Below are 15,950 nucleotides of genomic sequence, written 5' to 3'. Positions count from 1 at the left end.
TGCACAACAAACAAAGTTATAGAAGTCACCGTTTAATCAGAAGCTCACCCCAATTATTCGTTTGCTACGCATCTCTATCTTTCGAAGCTTCGCACAACCCCAGACATATTCCACAGGATCGGCAAGATATTTCTGAAATGCTCTGGGTCCGCACTCGACCAGAACTGTGCGGGGCGAGCAGGCCCCTCGGCCAGCAGTTCACGCTCGGCCAGCAGACGCTGGAGCTGCCGCGCCACAGCGGCACCGGTATCGATCAAGCTGATGCTTTGCGGGAGCATCTGCTTTAGTAGCGGCTTTAAAAAGGGATAATGCGTGCAGCCCAGAATGATCGTATCTGCACCTGCAGCCAACAGCGGCTCGACATACCCTCGCAGCAACTGACGCAATGCCTCGCTGTGCAAATCGCCATTTTCAATCAGCTCCACCAGCCCGGGACACGGCTGAGTAATCACCCGCACATCGGTGGCGAAACGGTCAAGCAAGGCGGCGAACTTGGCGCTCTGTAAAGTACCGGTGGTGGCGAGCACGCCGACCACACCGCTGCGCGTCGCCGCAGCGGCCGGTTTGACCGCAGGCTCCATGCCGACGATAGGCCACTCGGGGTAATCGCGCCGCAAGTCCGCAACGCCGGCCACCGTCGCGGTGTTGCAAGCCAGCACCAGCGCCTTGGCGCCTTGCTGCTGAAAGAACTGCGCCATGACACTGCAACGCTGGCGGATGAATGCCGGGGTTTTCTCGCCATAGGGAATATTCCCGCAATCACCGAAGTACAACAGAGACTCGTTTGGCAGCAACTGCTGGATCTCGGCCAGCACGGAGAGTCCACCGACGCCGGAATCGAACACAGCAATCGGCGCTTCACGCATGGCGCGCCCCGCAGACGCTGCAGCCCGGATCACGCTTGACCCGCAATTCACGGAAGCGTGAGCCCAAGGCATCGATCAATAACAGGCGCCCCACCAGCGGCTCGCCGAACCCCACCAGCAGTTTCAGCGCTTCCAGTGCCTGGAGGCTGCCGACCAACCCGACCAAAGGACCAACGACGCCCGCCTCGCTGCAGGTCAACTCGGCCTCGCTGCCGTGCCCGTATAAACAGTGGTAGCACGGGCTCTCTGGACGACGTGGGTCGAACACCGACAATTGCCCTTCCAGGCGAATCGCCGCACCGCTGACCAGCGGCTTGCGCGCGGCCACACACGCAGCGTTGACCGCCTCGCGGGTGGAAAAATTGTCGGAACAGTCCAGCACCAGATCCACTGCAGCAACAGCGGCGGCCAGCGAATCCTCGTCCAATGCAGTGCGATGGGCGATCAGCTGAATTTCTGGATTGATCGCGGTCAGGCGACGGATCGCCGAATCGACCTTGCTCAGGCCGACGCTGTCGGTGTCGTGAACGATCTGGCGTTGCAGATTGGTCAGGTCGACCGTGTCGAAGTCCGCCAGATGCAACTCACCGACACCGGCCGCGGCCAGGTACAGCGCAACCGGCGAACCTAGGCCACCGAGACCGATAATCAGCACACGGCTTTCTTTGAGCCGTAACTGGCCGTCGATGTCGACGTGTTGCAGCAGAATCTGCCGGCTGTATCGCAGCAATTCCTGATCATTCAGCACGGCAAGCGCCCCAGACTGATGCGTTGGTGGCCGCCCAGATCGGTGCGGCTGTGGACTTCTTCAAAGCCGCGGGTCAGCAGCAAATCGCGCACCGCGCAGGCTTGATCGTAACCGTGTTCGAGCATCAACCAGCCACCTGCTTCAAGATAATCCGGTGCCTGGGCGACGATCAAACGCAGATCGTCGAGCCCGTCGACGCCGGCCACCAGCGCACTGGCCGGTTCGAAGCGCACGTCGCCCTCCACCAGATGCGGATCGGTCGACGCGATGTAGGGCGGATTGCTGATGATCAGTTGAAAACGCTGGCCTTCCAGGGCACTGAACCAATGACTGCTCAACACCGTGGCATTGCTCAGGCTCAAGCGCTGACGATTGCGCTCGGCCAGGGCGACGGCTTCCAGCACGCGATCCACGGCGGTGACCTTCCAGGCCGGACGCTCGCTGGCCAGCGCCAGGGCGATGGCACCACTGCCGGTGCCCAGATCGAGCACCTTGGCCGGGGTGGCCGGCAACAGTTCCAACGCCGCTTCCACCAGCAATTCAGTGTCGGGACGCGGAATCAACGTGTGGGGCGCGACTTCCAGGTCGAGCTTCCAGAAGCCTTGCTGACCCAGAATATAGGCCACTGGCTCACCGCTGCGGCGGCGCTGCAAATACTCGGCAAACTTCAGTGCCGCTTCGCTCGGGACGATACGCTCAGGCCAGGTGTGCAGAAAGCTGCGGGACTTGCCCAAGGCCGCCGCCAGCAGCAATTCGGCATCCAGACGCGCGGTGGGCGAATCAGGCAAATCGGCGGCGCGCAGCAAACTGGCAATGATCGTCATTTACTCACCTATCGCTGCCAATTGATCGGCCTGGTACTCGGCCAGCAACGGTTCGATCACCGCATCCACGCCGCCCGCAAGAATTTCGTCGAGCGAATACAGCGTCAGGTTGACCCGATGGTCGGTGACCCGGCCCTGGGCGAAGTTGTAGGTACGGATCCGCTCGGAGCGGTCACCGGAACCGACCAGCAATTTACGCTCGCTGGCGATGGCATTGGCCGCGGCACTGGTCTGCTGGTCGTTGAGCTTGGCCGACAGCCAGGACATCGCCCGGGCGCGGTTCTTGTGCTGGGAACGTTCTTCCTGGCACTCGACGACAATACCGGACGGCAAGTGCGTGATACGAATCGCCGAGTCGGTCTTGTTGACGTGCTGACCACCGGCACCGGAGGAGCGATAGGTGTCGACCCGCAGATCCGCCGGGTTGATCTCAATGGCTTCCTGCTCATCCGGCTCGGGCAATACCGCCACGGTGCAGGCCGAAGTGTGGATGCGACCTTGAGACTCAGTGGCCGGAACCCGCTGCACACGGTGCGCACCGGATTCGAACTTCAGTTTGCCGTAGACGTTCTCGCCTTCGACACGGGCGATAACTTCTTTATAGCCACCGTGTTCGCCTTCGTTCTCCGAGAGAATCTCTACCCGCCAGCCACGCCGCTCGGCGTAACGCGAATACATGCGGAACAGGTCGCCGGAGAAAATCGCCGCTTCGTCACCGCCGGTGCCCGCGCGGATTTCCAGGAACACGTTGCGACCGTCGTTCGGATCCTTGGGCAGCAGCATGCGTTGCAGGCTGGCTTCGAGCTCGATCAATCGCTCCTTGGCTTCGCGGACTTCTTCCACGGCCATTTCACGCATGTCCGGGTCGCTGTCCTTGAGCAGTGCCTGTGCACCTTCGAGGTCGCCCTGCACTTTAAGCAGCTGTTTATAGGTGTCGACGATCGGCTCGACTTCCGCGTATTCCTTGGAATAGGTGCGGAATTTGTTCTGATCGGAAATGACTTCGCCATCGCCAAGCAGGGCGGTCAATTCCTCGAAACGGTCCTGGAGGATGTCCAGCTTATTGAGCAGTGACGCTTTCATTGCGGTTTCTTATCCGAAAAGCTATCCGATGAGCCCTCACCGAGGGCAAAGAGTTCCTGGGCCATGGCCAGCGCATCGAGGCGGCCTTCGGCAGAGAGCTTTTTCAATTGCACGCTCGGGGCATGCAAGAGTTTGTTGGTCAGGCCACGGGCCAGTTGCACCAGCACGTCCTCGGCACTGCTGCCGTTGGCGAGCATACGCTGGGCCTTCTGCAATTCTTCGTCGCGCAGGCGCTCGCTTTGTTGACGATAAGCCTTGAGCACATCCACCGCCGCCAGTTCGCGCAGGCGAACCATGAAATCTTCGGCACCGACCGATACCATCTCTTCGGCCGCCTGGGCGGCGCCCTGGCGGCTCTTGAGGTTTTCGGCGACCACTTCGTGGAGATCGTCGACGCTATACAGGTAAACGTCATCCAACTCGCCGACTTCCGGCTCGATATCCCGAGGGACTGCGATATCCACCATGAAAATCGGCTTGTGCTTACGCAATTTCAAGGCGCTTTCCACCGCGCCTTTACCGAGAATAGGCAACTGGCTGGCGGTGGAACTGATGACGATGTCGCTGCGCACCAGTTCTGTCGGGATGTCCGAGAGCAACACCGCGTGGGCGCCAAACTGCTCGGCCAGGGTGCTTGCCCGCTCCAGGGTGCGGTTGGCGACCACGATTCGCTTCACGCCCAGTTCATGCAGATGGCGGGCGACCAGGGTGATGGTCTCGCCGGCGCCGATCAACAAGGCCTGGCTGCGTTGCAAATCACTGAAAATCTGTTTCGCCAGGCTGACCGCAGCAAACGCCACGGACACCGGGTTTTCACCGATGGCGGTGTCGGTTCGCACCTGTTTGGCCGCATTGAACGTGGCCTGGAACAAACGCCCGAGTAGCGGACCAATGGTGCCCGCCTCGCGAGCCACGGCGTAGGCCGATTTCATCTGGCCGAGAATCTGTGGTTCACCCAACACCAGCGAATCGAGCCCGGAGGCGACCCGCATCATGTGGCGAACTGCCGCATCATCTTCATGCACATAAGCGCTCGCACGCAGCTCGTCGAGGCTCAAATGATGATAATCGGCCAGCCAGCGCAGCACGATGTCAGCCGAAAGGTGATCCTGTTCTATATACAGTTCACTGCGATTGCAGGTGGAGAGGATCGCAGCTTCGCGGCTGTCGGTGAGTCGGCAGAGCTGCTGCAAGGCCTCAACCAGCTGCTCAGGGGTAAAGGCCACGCGCTCGCGGACGTCTACTGAAGCAGTCTTGTGGTTAATACCGAGTGCAAGGAAGGCCATTCAAGGTCGCTGATGGTGACGTGAAGCCGACAATTGTCCTACTTCGACAGAGCCAGAACAACCACTCGATATCTATCGTCCCGGTTGACGCTACCGAAGCTGCGATCCGTTCTCGTTTACACCAGCGCCGGGCCTGCCGGGATTGCATGCGCGGGTAAATTGGCCGGGCGGTTATGTTTGGCCGAAGGCTTGTGTCATGATGATCCGACCGCAGGTTAGTCGTCCTCTTCCCTATATGAATAGATCTTCCGCGTTGCTCCTTGCTTTTGTCTTCCTCAGCGGCTGCCAGGCCTTGGCACCCGTTTCGTCGGACGGTACGCCGCCGGTCGAAGACAGCACTCCGGCGCCTGAAAAGCCCAAGGTTTACAGCTCGTTCAGCGAAGAAACCGTCTTCAGCCTGTTGAGCGCCGAACTGGCTGGCCAGCGCAATCGTTACGACATTGCCCTGGACAACTACGTGACCCAGGCCATCAATACCCAGGATCCGGGCATCTCCGAGCGGGCGTTTCGCATTGCCGAATACCTGGGCGCCGATCAAGCGGCCCTCGACACTTCGCTAATCTGGGCAAAAAACGCCCCGAACGATCTCGAGGCGCAACGGGCGGCGGCCGTGCAACTCGCCCGCGCCGGGCGTTACGACGACTCCATGGCTTATATGGAAAAAGTCCTGCAAGGCAAAGGCGACACGCATTTCGACTTCCTCGCCCTGTCTGCGGCCGATACCGACCAGGAAACCCGCAACGGCCTGATGAAAGGTTTTGACCGTTTGTTGCAGCGTCATCCGCACAACAACCAGCTGATTTTCGGCAAGGCCTTGCTGCTGCAACAGGATGGCGATGCCAAAGGCGCGCTGACCCTGCTCGAAGACAACCCGCCGGAAGAAGGCGAAATAGCGCCGATTCTGCTGCGCGCGCGCCTGCTGCAAGGGCTCAACCGTGGCGGTGAAGCCTTGCCGTTACTGCAAAAAAGCATCAAGAAATACCCGGACGACAAACGCCTGCGCCTGACCTACGCGCGCACGCTGGTCGAACAGGACCGCATGGACGACGCCAAGGTCGAGTTCTCGAGCCTGGTGCAGCAATACCCGGAAGACGACGAACTGCGTTATTCGTTGGCTCTGGTCTGCCTGGAAGCCAAGGCCTGGAACGAGGCAAAAGGTTATCTGGAAGACTTGATCGCCAGGGAAAGCCATGTCGACTCGGCGCATCTGAACCTTGGACGTATCGCGGAAGAGCGTAACGACCCTCAGGGCGCGCTGATCGAGTACGCCCAGGTCAGGCCGGGCAACGATTACCTGCCAGCGCAATTGCGTCAGGCCGATATTCTGATGAACAACGGCAGGACCGCCGAAGCCCAAAGCCGTCTGGCGGCCCAGCGCGACGAGCAACCCGATTACGCGATCCAGTTGTACCTGATCGAAGTCGAAACCTTGTCGGCCAACAAACAGGGCGACAAGGCCTGGAACGTCTTGCAGCAAGCCCTGCAGAAATTCCCGGATGATTTGAATCTGCTGTATACCCGAGCCATGCAGGCGGAAAAACGTAATGACCTGGCGCAGATGGAAAAAGACCTGCGACTGATCATCAAACGTGACCCGGACAATGCGATGGCGTTGAACGCCCTCGGCTACACCCTGTCCGACCGCACCACGCGCTACGCCGAAGCCAAGGCCCTGATCGAACAGGCGCACCAGTTGAACCCGGAAGACCCGGCGGTTCTCGACAGCCTCGGCTGGGTGAATTTCCGCCTGGGCAACCTCGACGAAGCCGAGCGCTATTTGCGCCAGGCGCTGGAGCGCTTCCCTGATCAGGAAGTTGCCGCTCATCTGGGCGAAGTCCTGTGGGCCAATGGCAAACAACGCGAAGCCAAACAAGTCTGGAGCAAGTTCCTCAAGGAGCAGCCCGACAGCCCTACCCTGCGCAGCACCATCAAGCGCCTGACCGGATCAGAGACTCTTTAAGATTATGTTTTTGCGCCACATCATCGTTTTCAGCTTCATCGCCCTGCTCGCCGGTTGCGCGGGCTTCAGCGCCCGTGAATCGGTCGGGGGGCACGGTAACCCGGCCCAATGGCGCGAGCACAAACAACAACTGAGCAACCTCGACGGCTGGCAGATCAATGGCAAGATCGGTATCCGCGCGCCAAAAGATTCGGGCAGCGGCACCCTGTTCTGGCTGCAACGCCAGGATTACTACGACATCCGCCTCTCCGGCCCGCTGGGTCGTGGCGCGGCCCGCTTGACCGGGCGCCCCGGCAAAGTCTCGCTGGAAGTGGCCAATCAGGGCCGTTATGACGCGTCGACTCCGGAAGCCCTGGTCGAAGAACAACTGGGCTGGAAATTGCCGGTGTCCCATCTGGCGTGGTGGGTTCGCGGTCTCCCGGCCCCGGACAGCAAAAGTCGTCTGACCCTGGACGTCGACAGCCGCCTGGCCAATCTCGAACAGGATGGCTGGCAGGTCGAGTACCTCAGTTATGCCGAGCAAAACGGCTATTGGCTGCCCGAGCGGATCAAACTGCACGGCTCCGACCTTGATGTCACGCTGGTGATCAAGGACTGGCAACCGCGCAAACTGGGGCAGTGAAGATGACTACCCCACGCCTGACACTGCCCTCGCCCGCCAAACTCAACTTGATGCTGCATATCCTCGGTCGCCGTGAAGACGGTTACCACGAGTTGCAGACGATTTTTCAGTTTCTCGATTACGGCGATGAAATCACCTTCGCCGTTCGCGACGATGGCGTGATTCGGTTGCACACCGAATTCGCCGACGTCCCTCACGACAGCAACCTGATCGTCAAAGCCGCAAAAAAACTCCAGGAGCAATCAGGTTGTTCGTTGGGCATCGACATCTGGATCGAAAAAATCCTGCCCATGGGCGGTGGAATCGGTGGCGGCAGTTCGAATGCGGCGACCACGTTGCTGGGCCTCAATCATCTTTGGCAACTGGGCTGGGATGACGACAGGCTGGCCGCGCTGGGTCTGACGCTTGGCGCCGACGTCCCGGTTTTCGTGCGTGGCCACGCGGCTTTCGCCGAGGGCGTGGGAGAGAAACTCACGCCTGTAGAACCCGAGGAACCGTGGTATCTGGTGCTTGTGCCGCAAGTATCTGTAAGTACAGCAGAAATTTTTTCAGATCCACTGTTGACACGTAACACTCCTCCCATTAAAGTGCGCCCCGTTCCCAAGGGAAACAGTCGAAATGACTGCTTAGCGGTGGTAGCAAGACGTTATCCAGAGGTACGTAACGCCTTGAATTTGCTAGGTAAATTTACCGAAGCAAAACTCACCGGAACTGGAAGTTGTGTGTTTGGGGGCTTCCCAAGCAAAGCTGAAGCTGATAAAGTCTCGGCCCTTCTTACAGAGACCCTTACAGGGTTTGTAGCAAAAGGAAGCAACGTTTCGATGTTGCATCGCAAGCTGCAAAGTCTGCTCTAAAAGGAATCGGGTACTGGGTACTCGTAGCAACAGATACAGGGGCGTCGCCAAGCGGTAAGGCAGCAGGTTTTGATCCTGCCATGCGTTGGTTCGAATCCAGCCGCCCCTGCCATTTTCCTATACTCATCCAGGTTACCCTCAGCCTTCAGGTACTGCGCGTGTCCAAGATGATGGTCTTTACGGGGAACGCTAACCCCGATCTGGCTCGGCGTGTTGTACGTCAGCTGCATATCCCTCTCGGTGACATCTCTGTCGGTAAGTTTTCCGACGGCGAAATTACAGCCGAGATCAATGAAAACGTCCGCGGTAAAGATGTCTTCATTATTCAGCCGACTTGCGCTCCGACCAACGATAACCTGATGGAACTGGTAGTGATGGCTGATGCCTTCCGCCGCTCCTCGGCTACTCGTATCACTGCTGTTATTCCTTACTTTGGTTATGCCCGTCAGGATCGCCGTCCGCGTTCCGCACGTGTGGCTATCAGCGCGAAAGTCGTTGCTGACATGCTTACCGTAGTCGGCATCGACCGTGTTCTCACGGTTGATCTGCATGCTGACCAAATCCAGGGTTTCTTCGATATTCCGGTAGATAACATCTACGGCTCCCCGGTACTGGTGGATGACATTGAAGATCAGCGCTTCGAAAACCTGATGATCGTGTCCCCGGACATTGGCGGCGTCGTGCGTGCACGGGCTGTTGCCAAATCCTTGGGCGTGGATCTCGGGATCATCGACAAACGCCGTGAGAAAGCCAATCACTCTGAAGTGATGCATATCATCGGTGATGTCGAAGGGCGTACCTGTATTCTGGTCGATGACATGGTCGATACCGCCGGCACTCTGTGCCATGCGGCCAAGGCCTTGAAAGAGCATGGCGCTGCCAAGGTTTTCGCCTACTGCACGCACCCTGTGCTGTCGGGTCGGGCGATCGAAAACATTGAAAATTCCGTGCTGGACGAGCTGGTGGTGACGAACACCATCCCGCTGTCCGCTGCAGCACAAGCCTGTGCGCGTATCCGCCAACTGGATATCGCACCGGTAGTTGCCGAGGCGGTCCGCCGCATCAGCAATGAAGAATCGATCAGCGCGATGTTCCGTTAAGGGCCCTGCCCTTTTCATTACATCCTGTTGACGAAAAGCGCCCCGCCCCGGCATTCATGTCGGGGCGGGGCTTTTTTGCCCATATCGCCTTTAGCGCTGGTCGCAAACGCTGGGGCGAATGTGGTTATTTTGGAGATACAACATGAACGATTTTACTCTGAATGCTGAAGTGCGTTCCGACCTGGGGAAAGGTGCGAGCCGCCGCCTGCGTCGTCTCGCAAGCCTGGTTCCAGCTGTAGTTTACGGTGGCGAAAAAGCCCCTGAATCCATCAGCATGCTGGCTAAAGAAGTGGCCAAACTGCTCGAAAACGAAGCGGCTTACAGCCACATCATCGAGCTGAACGTTGGTGGCACCAAGCAAAATGTAATCATCAAGGCTCTGCAGCGTCACCCGGCCAAAGGCCACGTGATGCACGCTGACTTCGTACGCGTAGTTGCTGGCCAAAAGCTGACCGCTATCGTTCCAGTGCACTTCATCAACGAAGCTGCTCCGGTGAAGAAAGGCGGCGAGATTTCGCACGTTGTTGCTGAAATCGAAGTGTCCTGCCTGCCGAAAGACCTGCCTGAATTCATCGAAGTTGACCTGGCTAACGCCGAAGTCGGCTCGATCATTCACCTGTCCGACATCAGCGCTCCTAAAGGCGTTGAATTTGTTGCTCTGGCTCACGGTAACGACCTGGCTGTTGCCAACGTTCACGCTCCACGTGTTGCTCCAGAAGCTGCAGAAGGCGCTGCAGAGTAATTTCACTCTGTACGCCGGAGTGACCGGAAACATCGCGGACTAGAGCGTAGCGAGAAAGCGGGCGAGAACGCGGAGTTTACATAATGGTAAATGAGCACTTGTCGTCCACTTTCGCCGCACGCCCTGATGGCGGCGATGTTATCCACCACTTCAAGGAAGGGCCCCTATCGTGACTGCCATCAAACTGATCGTTGGCCTGGGAAATCCAGGCGCTGAATACGAACAGACCCGGCATAACGCAGGGGCCCTTTTTGTTGAGCGCATCGCGCAGGCACAGGGTGTCAACCTTGTGGCCGATCGCAAATATTTCGGCCTGACCGGGCGCTATTCGCATCAGGGTCAGGATGTTCGTCTACTGATTCCCACCACCTACATGAACCGTAGCGGCCAGGCCGTAGCGGCACTTGCCGGCTTCTTTCGCATAAAGCCGGAAGAGATTCTGGTGGCGCATGACGAACTCGACCTGCCTCCGGGCGTTGCCAAGCTCAAACAGGGCGGCGGCCATGGCGGTCATAACGGGTTGCGCGACATCATTGCGCAACTGGGCAATCAGAATACCTTTCACCGCCTGCGGCTTGGCATTGGCCACCCGGGCGTTGCCAGTATGGTTTCAAACTTCGTCCTGGGTCGTGCGCCACGCGCCGAACAGGAAAAACTCGATGCCAGCATCGACTTTGCCCTCGGCGTGCTGCCGGATATCCTCGCCGGGGAATGGAACCGCGCGATGAAAAACCTGCACAGCCAGAAGGCCTGACTCTTACCCGAGGGGAAACACCATGGGATTCAATTGCGGCATCGTCGGCCTGCCTAACGTCGGCAAGTCCACCCTGTTCAACGCCCTGACCAAGTCCGGGATCGCGGCCGAGAACTTCCCCTTCTGCACCATCGAGCCCAACAGCGGTATCGTGCCGATGCCGGATCCGCGCCTGGAAGCCTTGGCGGCCATCGTCAAGCCCAAGCGTATCCTGCCGACCACCATGGAATTCGTCGACATCGCAGGCCTGGTGGCCGGCGCCTCGAAAGGTGAAGGCCTGGGCAACAAGTTCCTCGCCAACATCCGCGAGACCGATGCCATCGCCCACGTGGTCCGCTGCTTCGAAGACGAGAACGTGATTCACGTCTCCAACAGCGTCGACCCGAAACGCGACATCGAGATCATCGACCTGGAACTGATCTTCGCCGACCTCGACAGCTGCGAGAAGCAACTGCAGAAAGTCGCTCGTAACGCCAAAGGCGGTGACAAGGACGCAGTGGTCCAGAAAGGCCTGCTTGAGCAGTTGATCGCTCACTTCACCCTGGGCAAGCCTGCGCGCAGCCTGATGAAAAACATGAGCACCGATGAGAAGCAGGTGATTCGCGGTTTCCACCTGCTGACCACCAAGCCGGTCATGTACATCGCCAACGTCGCTGAAGACGGTTTCGAGAACAACCCGCTGCTGGACGTGGTCAAGGCCATCGCCGAAGAAGAAGGCGCCGTGGTGGTTCCGGTCTGCAACAAGATCGAAGCCGAGATCGCCGAACTGGAAGACGGCGAAGAGAAAGACATGTTCCTCGAAGCCCTGGGCCTCGAAGAACCTGGCCTGAACCGCGTAATCCGCGCCGGCTACGAAATGCTGCACCTGCAGACCTACTTCACCGCCGGTGTCGAAGAAGTCCGTGCCTGGACCGTCCGCGTCGGTGCTACCGCACCGCAAGCCGCCGGCGTGATCCACACCGACTTCGAAAAAGGCTTCATCCGCGCCGAAGTTATCGCCTATGACGACTTCATCCAGTACAAAGGCGAAGCCGGCACCAAAGAAGCCGGTAAATGGCGCCTGGAAGGCAAGGATTACATCGTTAAAGACGGCGACGTAATGCACTTCCGTTTCAACGTGTAGCGTTGTTGGAATCGAAGAAGCCGCGTTGATTCGCGGCTTTTTTTTGGGCGTTATATCGACCTGCTATGCGCGACTAGAACAGATAGCCCATGTAGATCGCGGCGCCTCCACCGGCCTGCACACCAGCGTTCATGCCGGCCATGACCACCGCCCCCTTGGCCGACTGCAGCAACTGCCGGTTGACCGTGGAGGAGGCAATGGGAACAAATGTCCCTGGCGCCGCCTGACACCCTGCTGAACTATTACGGAGTCCCGTTTCTTCCATGCAAGAGGTAGCCAGGTCGACGACTCAACCGTTCGTAATAGGCACTTACAGCAGGAAAGTCTGGATGATCGAGCGGTGTTTCAAACCACCGGTTAACCGACAGGCCTATCGGTATGTCTGCGAGAGAAAACCCGTCTTCACTGACATAGGCTCCTGTTGATTCGAGTTGTCGATTCAGGATCTCCATGCGCCTTGACCACAGACTGCAAGCGGCTGCCAAGGCTCTGCTGTCCTGATGGTCAGGTGAATGCCTGACCAACGACATGAAGGCATACGTCCACGATTTGTTGAGGTCCGACGCTTGCCAGTCTATCCATTGGTCCACCCGCGCTCTTGCTCTCGGTTGGACCGGGTAAAAATGACCTCCGTTATAGCGAGACGCCAAATACCGAATGATCGAGTTTGACTCCCAGAGCACGAAGTCATCGTCCAGGATCACCGGCACCGTTGCGTTGGGGTTCAGCGAAATGAATTTGGGCGTGCGCGTCGACTTGAAGCCAGACCCCCAATCCTCTCGCTCAAAGGGGATTTCGATCTCTGCGCATGCCCAAAGTACCTTTCGTACATTGATCGACGATGCCTTACCCAATATGCGCAACATTTCATGTCCTTATCGTTCAGGGTGGTTGGTCAGGGGCTTTCGATAACCCGCTCGGATCTTTGTCTAGTGCGCCTGGCGCGATGCACAGGGGCCGCTCTCAAATCCGGATGACGCAGGTTTACCGCGCCGCGCCAACCGCAAACAGCCCGGTTCAGCGCCGCCCTACTACGGCCATGCGCACGGCCAGCCCGCGAGGACCGTCCCCATCAGCCAGCGTTGCACGATCTGCCACACGAGCCTGCTGGCGAGAAATGTCACGATGGAGCCAGCCATGACGGCAATCAGCGCGTTGACGCTCACGCTAATGACGATCTGCCTAAAACCAAGCACGGTGGATTGCGCCAGCATGCTGCCGTGGTCGGCGTGTTGGACTTGACCGCTTGCCAGGCAAGGTAGAGCAGATAGCGCGCGCAGCCGAGTCGCAGCGCGTCATACGCATAGGGAACCACCAAGACCAAGGATGCGATAGTAGGGTGGTCAAAGGGGGAACGTTAGATACAGATTGACTGACAAAACGTCATACAGCGGTCGCAGCACTGGGTATCCGCTCCCTGGGAATACGTTCGACTTCAACGTGAGCAATGGCTTGCCCCAATAGCGCATCCAAACACTCTGACGCAGTCAGCCGCGTGCATTATGGATGAGGGCTTTCGGTCAGGAACCACCTGTTGTGACAGGCCGGAATCGACCGACTCTGTTGAAAACAGTCGGTCATGGTTTGCGCATCAAAAAAGTACGCGTCCGGGATTGAAATCTTTACTTTTGGCAGAGGCTTCCGGAGTCGATCTTTTTCTGGGGTTGGGTTCAGCCTGGGTCAGCCAGAATCGGCCACCCGGGTCAAAATTTAGTCGGCGCCTACAACCACGCCCAACAACCCCCTGTCGCGGCAGCGGGGGGCTTGGGCCTTGTCGCGCTACAGTTCTGCTGCGAAGGTCTTGGCTTTCTTCGGCGTGACACCGTACCGTTGCTTGTAGACCTTGATGAAGTGGGAGGTATTTTCATATCCCACCTCCGCAGCCGCGTCGGTGACGGAATAATTTTTAGCCGTCAACAGCTGATGCGCGATGTCGACTTTTTTTTCGATGATCCAGCGGTTCGGTGTGGTGTTGTAGCTGCGCCTGAAGTCGCGGATAAAGGTCGACACGCTGCGTCCCGTCAGCAGGGCATAATCCTCAATCTTCAGCTTGTGCGAATAGTACTGCTCCATGAAGTCGGTGATGAGGCGGCGTTTGCGGCTGCCGCCGCAGGACAGCTCGCGCAGGAAACGGAAGGACTTGTCCTGGATGGCGATCAGGTGCAGTAGTTCGAGCAGTTTCAATTCCAGCAGCGCGTCGGAGCCCTCCGCGCCCTTGTAGACATAATTCAGCGAATCGATATAGCGCTGAATCTGTTCATTGGCGTGCAGGGTATAAGTGCCGTGCACGTTTTTCTGCAGGCCGTCCGTATGCCAATTACCTGTGCCGGCCGCGCGCGACAGGTATTTGGCGATCAGCTTGTCGTCGAAAAACAGCAGCACCGCCTCGAAGATATCGCTGCCAGTGACGTAGTCCGATACCGTGTAAACGCCTTTGGAGAGGAAAATCAAATGATTCTCGTCGACGACATTGGCCATGGCGTCATAGTCGCGAATAATCTGCTTGCCCTGCTTGATGTAGACGATCAACGGCGTGGCGATATAGATCGCCTTGTTTTCCAGGTTCGTTTCAAGCGTTTTATGGAGGATGGACGAGCTACCGTCAGCGAGGATAGGCTTTACGTTGCGCATAGAATAAAGCGCCGCCGGTACTACTTCGAGTGTCATTGTTATGGCTTCTCAACAAATTGGCCGCCCCATTTGGACAGGACGGTATCCAGCAGCGCGACATGCTGCTGCCCAAGCGTGTAGGACGTTCGGGACGGAAGAGGATATCCAGGAAAATAGCAGAAAATACATAACAGCAAATAGCGCGTGTATGCCCGAGATGGCGCCGGAGGCGCGGCCGGACTCGCCGCACGCGCCCTGCCGCTGACGTTACGGCATCAAACTTCGCTGAAGTAGCCGCTGACCGGCGCACTGCTCAGATGCTCGACGATGACGCTCCACTGACCGCTCAAGATCATCTGGTCGACGTGGGTGCCGTGCATTTCACGCGAATCCCAGGCTTCCACTAGCGTGAACGCGAGTGGATCCTCCAAGTGGTTGAGGATCTTGACCGTTTGGCAACCGTCCACCTTCGGCAGATTGATCTTCACGTCGTTCATGATGTCCTTGAACGATTGCAGCTTTTCTTCTTTAACATTAAAGCTGATGACGAAATTGACGGACATATTACTTCTCCAGTTGGATTTGACTACAAAAAACATCGTCGTTTGCAAGAACCGTAGATTGACGAGGCGGCGCAAACAAAATGCGCAGAATACGAAAAGAATGTTCAGGCTTTCATTTGCTGTTCCGTTCCCGTATCTAACATGGCCAAACCGACCAGCGAAAACACTAAGTTCTTGATCCATTGCTTGACCTGGACTGCATCAATAAAATCTTTTCCTTTCACATGACACGCAGCGCTAGCCCAAAACCCTCTTCCGTTAGAGATCATTATGTAAATTCCTTTTTGGTGTAGATTCGATATGGCGCAAAGAATTCGCTATGGAAGCAACTACTATATATATAGTGAAAAAATGAAAATGATTAAAAATGATTAAAAATGCACGATTCCAGTCACTCTTGCGTTTTTCTTGCGCGACGGCCGATGGCATGCGCCGCCTGAAATTGACGAAACGGCTGAATATTTTGAGGATCCTGAAACAGGTATAAACCTCATTCAGGACGCGACATCTTTTTTCGTGGATAAAACCAGCACAACAAAGGCTACGGCGGCTCCTTTATCAGGAACCGCCACCGCGATGTTCACACTCGGTACTTACTCCGATTGAAGAACATCGAAGACCCCGCCCCCACTACCGCGATTGCAAAGATCCCGACATCAATGCTGCCAATGTAGGGTGGTAGCACAAACATCACGCCAAAGCCCAGACCGACCAGAGCAATACCGAGCCATTTCCTGAGTACGTAGCTCCTTACGCAAGTGTACAGCAGCACCATCCCCACACAGGCCAACGCATACTGACTGTAGAGATTCATG

Annotated in this window: 17 protein-coding genes, 1 tRNA gene and 1 pseudogene; 8 read left to right on the top strand and 11 right to left on the bottom strand. The window is 57.5% G+C overall.

The features are described 5' to 3' along the window. Positions 1-74 precede the first annotated feature (74 nt). Genes murI through hemA form a run of 5 tightly spaced genes read right to left on the bottom strand, consistent with a single transcriptional unit; the run spans position 75 to position 4,807 of the window. Positions 75-866: a glutamate racemase gene (gene murI / locus PSH69_RS04285; RefSeq protein ID WP_305411158.1), complete on the bottom strand. Its 792-nt coding sequence runs from the start codon at positions 864-866 to the stop codon at positions 75-77. Continuing rightward, positions 859-1,614: a molybdopterin-synthase adenylyltransferase MoeB gene (locus PSH69_RS04280; RefSeq protein WP_305411157.1), complete on the bottom strand. Its 756-nt coding sequence runs from the start codon at positions 1,612-1,614 to the stop codon at positions 859-861. Before PSH69_RS04280 ends, murI begins: the two co-directional genes overlap by 8 nt. Continuing rightward, positions 1,608-2,438, bottom strand: a complete 831-nt coding sequence (gene prmC, locus PSH69_RS04275; protein ID WP_305411156.1) for a peptide chain release factor N(5)-glutamine methyltransferase — start codon at positions 2,436-2,438, stop codon at positions 1,608-1,610. Before prmC ends, PSH69_RS04280 begins: the two co-directional genes overlap by 7 nt. Further along, entirely contained in the window at positions 2,439-3,521 is a 1,083-nt protein-coding gene (gene prfA, locus PSH69_RS04270) for a peptide chain release factor 1 (RefSeq protein ID WP_007939759.1), read from the bottom strand. After that, positions 3,518-4,807: a glutamyl-tRNA reductase gene (gene hemA / locus PSH69_RS04265; RefSeq protein WP_007939757.1), complete on the bottom strand. Its 1,290-nt coding sequence runs from the start codon at positions 4,805-4,807 to the stop codon at positions 3,518-3,520. The genes prfA and hemA overlap by 4 nt, the downstream gene beginning before the upstream one ends. Positions 4,808-5,042: 235 nt before the next feature. Here hemA and PSH69_RS04260 point away from each other — a divergent pair, with 235 nt between their 5' ends. From PSH69_RS04260 to ychF, 8 genes are all read left to right on the top strand, one after another. Continuing rightward, on the top strand, positions 5,043-6,767 hold the full coding sequence (locus tag PSH69_RS04260) for a tetratricopeptide repeat protein (RefSeq protein ID WP_086946020.1): 1,725 nt from the start codon (positions 5,043-5,045) through the stop codon (positions 6,765-6,767). A gap of 4 nt (positions 6,768-6,771) precedes the next feature. After that, complete coding sequence (lolB, locus tag PSH69_RS04255; RefSeq protein ID WP_305411155.1) at positions 6,772-7,389, top strand: lipoprotein insertase outer membrane protein LolB; 618 nt, start codon at positions 6,772-6,774, stop codon at positions 7,387-7,389. A 2-nt stretch (positions 7,390-7,391) separates the two neighbouring features. After that, a complete protein-coding gene (gene ispE / locus PSH69_RS04250; protein ID WP_305411153.1) occupies positions 7,392-8,243 on the top strand; it encodes a 4-(cytidine 5'-diphospho)-2-C-methyl-D-erythritol kinase in 852 nt (283 codons plus the stop codon). Positions 8,244-8,280: 37 nt separating this feature from the next. Next, positions 8,281-8,355, top strand: a tRNA-Gln gene (locus PSH69_RS04245). 46 nt (positions 8,356-8,401) lie between these two features. Continuing rightward, positions 8,402-9,343 carry a ribose-phosphate pyrophosphokinase gene (locus tag PSH69_RS04240; protein WP_003171603.1) on the top strand — a complete coding sequence of 314 codons (942 nt, stop codon included), beginning with the start codon at positions 8,402-8,404 and terminating at the stop codon, positions 9,341-9,343. Between the two features lie 142 nt (positions 9,344-9,485). Then, a complete protein-coding gene (locus PSH69_RS04235; RefSeq protein WP_018929567.1) occupies positions 9,486-10,085 on the top strand; it encodes a 50S ribosomal protein L25/general stress protein Ctc in 600 nt (199 codons plus the stop codon). Between the two features lie 169 nt (positions 10,086-10,254). After that, positions 10,255-10,839, top strand: coding sequence for an aminoacyl-tRNA hydrolase (pth, locus tag PSH69_RS04230; protein WP_008074178.1), 585 nt, complete (start codon positions 10,255-10,257; stop codon positions 10,837-10,839). Positions 10,840-10,861: 22 nt separating this feature from the next. Next, on the top strand, positions 10,862-11,962 hold the full coding sequence (gene ychF, locus PSH69_RS04225; protein ID WP_018929566.1) for a redox-regulated ATPase YchF: 1,101 nt from the start codon (positions 10,862-10,864) through the stop codon (positions 11,960-11,962). 242 nt (positions 11,963-12,204) lie between these two features. On the opposite strand, the gene PSH69_RS04215 is transcribed toward ychF, so the two are convergent. From PSH69_RS04215 to PSH69_RS04190, 6 genes and pseudogenes are all read right to left on the bottom strand, one after another. After that, positions 12,205-12,828, bottom strand: coding sequence for a glutathione S-transferase family protein (locus PSH69_RS04215; protein WP_305411152.1), 624 nt, complete (start codon positions 12,826-12,828; stop codon positions 12,205-12,207). Between the two features lie 151 nt (positions 12,829-12,979). Beyond that, positions 12,980-13,295 (bottom strand): annotated as a pseudogene (locus PSH69_RS04210) (LysE family translocator); the annotation flags it as partial. A 446-nt stretch (positions 13,296-13,741) separates the two neighbouring features. Next, positions 13,742-14,629 carry an AraC family transcriptional regulator gene (locus PSH69_RS04205; protein WP_305411151.1) on the bottom strand — a complete coding sequence of 296 codons (888 nt, stop codon included), beginning with the start codon at positions 14,627-14,629 and terminating at the stop codon, positions 13,742-13,744. Positions 14,630-14,847: 218 nt separating this feature from the next. Beyond that, positions 14,848-15,135: a putative quinol monooxygenase gene (locus PSH69_RS04200; protein ID WP_305411150.1), complete on the bottom strand. Its 288-nt coding sequence runs from the start codon at positions 15,133-15,135 to the stop codon at positions 14,848-14,850. A gap of 104 nt (positions 15,136-15,239) precedes the next feature. Beyond that, a complete protein-coding gene (locus PSH69_RS04195) occupies positions 15,240-15,404 on the bottom strand; it encodes a hypothetical protein (protein ID WP_305411149.1) in 165 nt (54 codons plus the stop codon). A 311-nt stretch (positions 15,405-15,715) separates the two neighbouring features. After that, on the bottom strand, positions 15,716-15,949 hold the full coding sequence (locus tag PSH69_RS04190) for a hypothetical protein (RefSeq protein WP_019651144.1): 234 nt from the start codon (positions 15,947-15,949) through the stop codon (positions 15,716-15,718). Position 15,950: the final 1 nt, after the last annotated feature.

The organism is Pseudomonas sp. FP1740 (assembly GCF_030687165.1).
GTDB lineage: Bacteria > Pseudomonadota > Gammaproteobacteria > Pseudomonadales > Pseudomonadaceae > Aquipseudomonas.
This window is presented reverse-complemented; position numbering and strand designations above follow the sequence as displayed.